This window comes from Candidatus Thiopontia autotrophica, assembly GCA_014384675.1.
Taxonomy (GTDB): Bacteria; Pseudomonadota; Gammaproteobacteria.
In genome coordinates, this window is the sequence record JACNFK010000004.1 from 3,943 (window position 1) to 10,002 (window position 6,060).

General features: G+C 49.9%; 7 protein-coding genes and 2 tRNA genes. 4 read left to right on the forward strand and 5 right to left on the reverse strand.

From position 1 onward, the window contains the following. Window positions 1-20: 20 nt before the first annotated feature. Entirely contained in the window at window positions 21-527 is a 507-nt protein-coding gene (locus H8D24_00110) for a DUF1249 domain-containing protein (GenBank protein MBC8518797.1), read from the reverse strand. 13 nt (window positions 528-540) lie between these two features. Then, complete coding sequence (locus tag H8D24_00115) at window positions 541-1,152, reverse strand: NUDIX domain-containing protein (protein ID MBC8518798.1); 612 nt, start codon at window positions 1,150-1,152, stop codon at window positions 541-543. Between the two features lie 55 nt (window positions 1,153-1,207). Here H8D24_00115 and H8D24_00120 point away from each other — a divergent pair. From H8D24_00120 to H8D24_00135, 4 genes are all read left to right on the forward strand, one after another. Continuing rightward, window positions 1,208-1,284 (forward strand) — tRNA-Arg (locus H8D24_00120). Window positions 1,285-1,435: 151 nt separating this feature from the next. Next, window positions 1,436-1,630, forward strand: a complete 195-nt coding sequence (locus H8D24_00125) for a type II toxin-antitoxin system HicA family toxin (GenBank protein MBC8518799.1) — start codon at window positions 1,436-1,438, stop codon at window positions 1,628-1,630. Then, on the forward strand, window positions 1,627-1,962 hold the full coding sequence (locus tag H8D24_00130; protein ID MBC8518800.1) for a toxin-antitoxin system HicB family antitoxin: 336 nt from the start codon (window positions 1,627-1,629) through the stop codon (window positions 1,960-1,962). Before H8D24_00125 ends, H8D24_00130 begins: the two co-directional genes overlap by 4 nt. 119 nt (window positions 1,963-2,081) lie before the next feature. Next, a tRNA-Arg gene (locus H8D24_00135) sits at window positions 2,082-2,158 on the forward strand. Window positions 2,159-2,160: 2 nt separating this feature from the next. Here the strand turns inward: H8D24_00135 and H8D24_00140 are convergent. From H8D24_00140 to H8D24_00150, 3 genes are read right to left on the reverse strand one after another with little or no spacing between them, the layout of a single operon-like run. Beyond that, window positions 2,161-3,231, reverse strand: coding sequence for an ABC transporter ATP-binding protein (locus H8D24_00140; GenBank protein ID MBC8518801.1), 1,071 nt, complete (start codon window positions 3,229-3,231; stop codon window positions 2,161-2,163). Between the two features lie 31 nt (window positions 3,232-3,262). After that, window positions 3,263-4,879: an iron ABC transporter permease gene (locus tag H8D24_00145; GenBank protein ID MBC8518802.1), complete on the reverse strand. Its 1,617-nt coding sequence runs from the start codon at window positions 4,877-4,879 to the stop codon at window positions 3,263-3,265. A 33-nt stretch (window positions 4,880-4,912) separates the two neighbouring features. Then, window positions 4,913-5,974, reverse strand: a complete 1,062-nt coding sequence (locus tag H8D24_00150) for an extracellular solute-binding protein (protein ID MBC8518803.1) — start codon at window positions 5,972-5,974, stop codon at window positions 4,913-4,915. Window positions 5,975-6,060: the final 86 nt, after the last annotated feature.

Genomic DNA, 6,060 nt, shown 5'->3' on the forward strand with positions numbered 1-6,060 from the left:
TAAGCTTTTTCAGAGGTTCTTTAGAAACTGTAATCCTGCTCGATGCAGTGTCTCAACCAGTGGTTGAGGAACAGATTGAGGCGCCAGCGGGCATCAAGATTCTCCTCACCATCGCGCACCAAAGAGAGGAAAGAGCGCAGAGACTCTCCCTGACTCATTGACATAACCTCTGCTTGCTGACTGTCGTGGTATAGACGTATCTTGGCAGATGGCTCCTCCTCACTACCGGACAACCCCACAAAGCGGTGAGTCAACAGCAGTGTTGTGGTGAATTTATTCTCTTCAACCACCGTAAGGAACAGCGGGAATTCACCCTCAGCCACAAACTGTTTTTCAAAGTTGCGGGTACGGACATCAGGGACAAGGCGAAAGAAGAGATCAAAGTTCTCTTCATACAGAGCCATCAGACTCTTCAGATCATGGCGAACCAGTTTTTTGAGAAGTGCGATATTCTCTGCCTGGGCAGGAGTTGCGACCCCCCTTCTTGCCCGGCTAATCGCCCTGTTGATTGTCCCCTCATAATGCATAAATTGAATTCTATCAAAAACTATCGCCCCACTCCTCACGAATACGCTCTCGATTCATCACCAACCACTGCACAGCCAAAAGAGGTGTGGCTGAGTTTATTTCGCCTCTCTGCCAGATCTCCAGCAACTCTGAATAGGGGACAACATGAACCAGGATATCCTCATTTTCATGGTCCAGCCCATGTACGCCACCAGCAGCGGTTGAGTCCACCTCGCCACAATATAGAGCCAGGGTCTCTGAGGTTCCCCCAGGGCTAACCCAGTAGCGGGCAATAAACTCAAGCCTGCCAACCTGACAACCAGCCTCCTCATCACTCTCTCGTCTGGCTACCGACTCGTCACTCTCCCCCTCCTCCACCATCCCGGCAACCACCTCCAGAAACCATGCACCTGCCTCACACTCCAGCGCACCTATTCGGAACTGCTCAACCATCACCACCGCATCCTCTCTTGGATCATAAAGCAGAACTGCGACCGCATGACCACGCTCAAAAAGCTCTCGTGACATAGGTTCAGACCACCCACCCTCAAACAGCGTATGCTGCAGACGATACTTCTCCATGCGGAAAAAACCGTCATAGACAATCTGCTTATCAAGAATCTTGTATCTCTTTTCCACTACCATCCCTCTGTGACATAGCCTGTCAGCAGATATTAACCCATGGTAGAATTCGCCGCCTCTCCCCGTGGCACAACTGGATAGCGCGTGCCCCTCCTAAGGGCAAGGTTACAGGTTCGACCCCTGTCGGGGAGGCCATTTACCAGTATTTAGCCATCCACACCATAGAGAACCGTGAGCGCATCCTGAACAACCACCTCTACCCATACCTATGCAGTAGAGCGACAAAGTGGTGTCATTGAAAAGAGCATCCCTTTGACATCATCACAACTGATACTATAATGATACTATGCCGAAGAAGATTAGAGAGCTAATCCGAGAGCTTGAAAAAGCAGGGTTCCAGAACCGGGGAGGCAAAGGCAGTCACCGTAACTACCTGCACCCCTCTGGAGCGATTCTGACCATATCAGGAAAACTTGGTAACGATGCAAAACCCTACCAAGAGAAGCAGGTAACACAAAAGATTAACGAGGTATCAAAGTGAAAGAGCGTGACCGTTATTTGAAGATTGTAGAGTGGTCCGAAGAGGATCAGTGTTATGTCGGTTCTGTACCCGGCTGGATCGGACAGGCTTGTCATGGAGACAATGAAGAGAAGGTATACCACCAACTCTGCCAGATTGTAGATGAGTGGATTGATATTTATAAAAAGGATGGTAATCCATTACCGGAACCTACAGCCGGAAAAACATACTCAGGCAAGTTTGTATTGAGGATGGAACCAGAGCTACACAAACAACTTGCCATTCACGCGGCTCAGGCCGGAGTGAGCCTGAACAAATATTGCTCTCAGCAATTGGAAAGCTGTAGCGCATAACCAAACATGCAGAGGATAGATTGATCCTCGAAAAGCGGCCCCTTCAACCGCTCTCCCCTGCATCCTTTTTTTGAAGGCCACGCCGTGAATAGGTGCCACGTTACAGCTAGCAATCGCCTCTCCCCGTGGCACAACTGGATAGCGCGTGCCCCTCCTAAGGGCAAGGTTACAGGTTCGACCCCTGTCGGGGAGGCCAAACTAAAACAGGATCAGGCTCTCTTCCTGGAAAAGCAGCTTGACTCTGTCACCAACGTGAAATCGGGACAAGCCCTCCATCGAAATGCGTATCTGATCAGACTCTGATGACTCCACCAGATAGTGCATCTCCTGCCCGGAAAACTCACTTCGCACAACATGACAGACCCCATCCTCTGAAGATTCTGCCAGCTCCAGACGGATTTCATGTGGCCTGAAGAGAACCTCAACCTCCTGCTGCTCTGGATCAACCCCATTACTGAATGAGTGGACAAAGGAGCCGACAGAGGTCTTGATCTCACCGGTTTCTAAAACTTTTCCCGGAATCCAGCTACCATCCCCAACAAAATTGGCAACCCATCTATTGTTTGGTTCTGTATAAACTTGCTCTGGCGTCCCCCACTGCTGGAGCACTCCCTGATCTATCAGCCCCACCTCTTCACCGAAGAGAAATGCCTCTTCTTGATCATGAGTCACCAGAATGGCAGTGATCCCCCTCTCTTTCAGAAGATCACGAATCTCCCTAACCAGCCGCCTGCGCAGATCGGTATCAAGATTTGAGAAAGGTTCATCCATCAATAGCAGAGATGGTTTTGCCGCCAGAGCGCGGGCCAACGCCACACGCTGCTGTTGACCGCCAGAGAGCTCGTGAGGATAACGCCCTCCAAAACCCTCCATCCGTACCAGATCGAGCCACTCATTCGCCTCCCGTTTGGCATCACTCTTTGAACGATCACGGATCCCAAAGGTTACATTATCCAAAATCGACAGATGGGGGAAGAGAGCATAATCCTGAAAGATCATTCCAATATTGCGCCTCTCTGGCGGAACCATACGCTCAACAGATGAGGCGAGGGTCTGTCCCACCCAGACCTCCCCCTCTTTCAGATCATGAAAACCTGCCACCACATTTAGTAGCGTACTTTTGCCACAACCGCTAGGACCCAACAGACTGGCCAACGCCCCTTTTTTCAGGGTAATGTCGATACCACTCAATACGGTCTGATCACCGTAGTTACTAGAGAGATTTTTTATTCTCAGGATCTCATCCTGCTGCGGGCTCATCAAATTCATCTTCCACTCCTTCAATCTCTCTGCTCTCGATTTACTCTCTATGACTTGCAATCGTTCGACTCAGCAGGATTACCGGGCCAAGCCCCACCAAAACAATCATCAGGGCTGCAATCGATGATTCTTGCAACATCTCATCCGACGCAAAGTAATAGACATGAGTTGCCAATGTCTCAAAATTAAAAGGTCGCAACAGCAGTGTGGCTGGCAGCTCCTTCATCACATCCACAAAGACAATAAGTGCAGCCGTCAATAGGCCACTCCTGATCATTGGAATATGTACTCTCCAGACCATAGCAAGGGGCCCCTCTCCCAGAGAACGTGCCGCATGATCCATTGATGGTCGAATCTTTCCCAGGCTTGCATCCAACCCACCCGTTGCCACCGTAAGAAAGCGGACCACATATGCAAACAACAGAGAGAAAAGTGTTCCACTAAATATTAGTCCCGGATCATATCCAAACCATGACTGGAACCAGATATTAATCCCTCGGTCTACCCAACCAAAAAATATAACCACGCCAATGGCCAGTACCGCGCCCGGCATGGCGTAACCAACCCCTGCCAGGCGGTGCGCAAGTCCCACCCCTCCCCGCTTCTGCTGGCGCTTGGCATAGGTAACCAATAGACCGACAGTAACAGTTAACAACGCTGCCAATGTAGCCACCCATAAACTATTGAGCCCATACTCAATGATCTGCGGATTCCAGTAGTGGTCTACTGAATCCCATGCATAACTGGCCAGAACAGTAAAAGGAATCACAAAACCAAGAATGACGGGAAGGGTCACAACCAACAGGACAAGCTGACGCTCTCCTGTTGTTAGTGATTTTCGCTCAATCAGCTTTCTACTATCACCCTCCTGGTATTGTCGCTGACGGCGACGGCTCATCTGCTCTATAACAATAAGCAGCAGCACCATCCCCATCAACAGAGTGGCAATTTGTGCGGCACCACCAACATTATTGCGATTGAGCCAGATATCAAAAATTCCGGTGGTCATGGTCTCTACGGCAAAAAAATCGACCGTTCCAAAATCATTGAGAGTCTCCATCAGCACCAGTGAGGTTCCCACCGCAATCGCGGGACGGGCCGCGGGTAACGATACCCGGAAGAAGCTTCCCCAGGGGCCGCACCCCAATAGACGGCTCAGATTGCCCGGACGGTCGGACTGCTCCAAAAATGAGGCTCGCGCCAACAAGTAGACATATGGATAGAGGGTGAGAGTGAACATGGTCATTGCTCCACCCATCGAACGAATCTCGGGAAACCAGTAGTCTGATTTATAACGCCACTCAAACAACTCTCTCAGGTATCCCTGAACCGGACCTGAGTACTGCAACAGATCTGTGTAGAGATAGGCCAAAAGATAGGAGGGAAAGGCAAATGGCAACAACAGAGCCCACTGAAAAACTCGACGCCCCGGGAACTCATACCTTGTTACCAGCCAGGCTGTTGCCACACCCAATATTGCGCTTGGTACCCCTACACCAACCATCAACAGTAACGAACTTTGCAGGTAGCGCGGAAGCGTGGTCTCAAGCAGGTGCCCCCAGATATTCTCTTCCGGGAAAAATGCCTGCCCCATCACTGCCAAAATTGGCAATATCACAAACAGTGAAATGCCCCAGGCAACAGCTGCCCAGGGCATCACATGAAGTGCCTTGCGGCTATTCACAATCGCTTAACTCCCGAAGTTAACCTCTGCCACCAGCTCCGATGCTGTCTTGGAGTAATCTGCAATTTTGGCAAGAGATACTGAATCTGCCTTGAACTGGCCTCCACTGAGATACTTCGTAACTAGAGGAGATGTTGGCACCCCACCCTTTACAGGGAACTCATGATTTTCATTGGCATACATGTACTGCGCCATATCTCCAGCAAGCCACTCCATGAGTCGAATAGCATTTGATCTATTCGGCGCATACTTTAACAGACCGACACCGCTAATGTTAATGTGTGCACCACGATCATCTTGGTTTGGAAAAATCACATTTACCCCCTTTGCCCAGGCGATCTGCTCAGGGTTCTTGCCCCCATTTCCGGTAAACATTTTTCCAAAGTAGTAGGTGTTTGCAATCGCTAAGTCACACTCTCCAGAATTGACCCCGCCCACCTGCGCACGGTCATTGCCTTGCGGCTTGCGCCCCAGATTATTGTTCACCCCTTTTAACCACTCTTTGGCACCCTCTCTACCCAGTGCACTTACCATGGAGGAGATAAGGGAGATGTTATACGCATGGTTTCCCTTGCGCATACAGATCTTGTATCCCAGGTCGGGGGCTGCCAACTGCTCATAACTGGTGATTGCACCTTCTGGCACCCGATCCTTGGCAGCCATAATCACCCGTGCTCGCTGCGTCAATGCAAACCACTCTCCTTCCGGGTCGCGCAGATTCTGAGGGATATTTAATTCCAGCAGCTCACTCTTTACCGACTGCAACAGTCCTGCTTGCTTCAGTGCTGCAAGTCTACTTACATCAACAGTTAAAGCCAAATCTGCAGGGCTGTTTTTTCCTTCAGCCTTCAAGCGCTCAATCATCCCCTTCTTTGCATATACAGTGTTGACCTTGATTCCGGTTTCTGCTGTAAACATATTCAACATTGGTTCAATAAGGTGGGGCTGACGATAAGAGTAGACATTAATCTCCTCCTTAGCCAAAGCCACTCCACTCATCAACACTCCAGCCAATCCTGTTACAACACCAACCAGACCACCAATCCAAAAATATCTATCTCTTTTCATCTTTACCGCTCCTATCTATGCTACAACATCAAACCAATAAAACAGCCCCACCAGAATTTAACTTCTGGCGGGACAAGGGAGGAAAT